Source organism: Okeania sp. SIO2B9 (assembly GCF_010672505.1).
In the GTDB taxonomy this organism is placed as follows: Bacteria; Cyanobacteriota; Cyanobacteriia; order Cyanobacteriales; family Microcoleaceae; genus Okeania; species Okeania hirsuta.
The window spans coordinates 1-1,037 of sequence record NZ_JAAHGK010001806.1 but is presented as its reverse complement, the minus strand read 5'-3'; the positions used below and the strand labels follow the sequence as shown (position 1 = coordinate 1,037).

At 39.7% G+C, this 1,037-nt stretch carries 1 protein-coding gene and 1 pseudogene; both read left to right on the top strand.

The genetic code is table 11. From position 1 onward, the window contains the following. Nucleotides 1-36: 36 nt before the first annotated feature. The gene (locus tag F6K13_RS34595; RefSeq protein WP_161564731.1) at nt 37-201 is read left to right on the top strand and encodes a hypothetical protein; all 165 of its coding nucleotides are present in this window, start codon (nt 37-39) and stop codon (nt 199-201) included. 6 nt (nt 202-207) lie between these two features. Beyond that, nucleotides 208-1,037 (top strand): annotated as a pseudogene (locus tag F6K13_RS34590) (hypothetical protein); the annotation flags it as partial.

Here is a 1,037-nt window from a genome sequence, read left to right as displayed (position 1 = left end):
TTTAAGGAAAAAAATTTTATTTAACTGAAAAAAAGTATGGCATTTTTTGAAAGTGAATACTTGCTGGAAAACTCTGATGTGGCAGCAGCAGTAAATAGCGGTGTGATGAGTTCTGGTTTTGAACACTATCTCCTGTTTGGGTTGTTTGAACAACGATCTGCTGCTTTTACTGGTACAACTGGCAATGACTTTCTCCCATAATTTTCCGTGGGTGTATCAGGAACAGAAATAGACTTGATCGGAGTACCTGTCACTTTAAATGCTGAAGGCGATCGTATTTATCAAACGGTTGTTGCAGGTGATGGAGGTGGTGGTTTTGATACTTTAGTTGGAGGCAACGCTACTGATATATTTGTCTTAGGTGAGTCTGGTCAAGATTTTTACAATGGTATAGATAGTAATGTTCGGATTAGCAATTTTGACCCCAGTGTTGACATTATCCAGTTGGGCAAAGAAAATAATTCATTTACTAGAAACTACTCCATTGGTTTTGCACCAGGAGAAACTGACGCTACCATTATTGCCCGTAGCACTACAGGAATAGGGTTAGCAGTAGTGGAGAATGTTGTCGATCCTTTTACTGGTGAGTTGCTTTTGGATGACAGTAACTTCCGCTTTGGTTCTCAAAACCCCCCGAATGACGAACCTTTACCTCTAGAAATATCTTTTGTAGAAGGCGAATATTTAGCAAATAATCCTGGCGTTGCTGAAGCTGTCAATAATGGGTTCATTGGTTCTGGTTTAGAACATTATCTCAACTTTGGTATTAATGAAAATCGAGCTGCTCTTTTTGGTGGTACCAGTGGTAGTGATCTTGTTAGACCTGTGGGAGAAGAAAATAATTTTCTGGAAGTAACTGGAGTTGCAGTAGATTACTTTTTTGAAAGAGATTACCTTAGTGATGGTCTCGGCGAGTTCGATCGCCTCATTGGCACTCCTGGAGTAAATGAGTTTATCCTGGGAACTACAACTGTTATTACTCCTGTCATAATACCAGTAGCTGTACCTTTCTACTTAGGTGAAGGTGAGGCAACAAA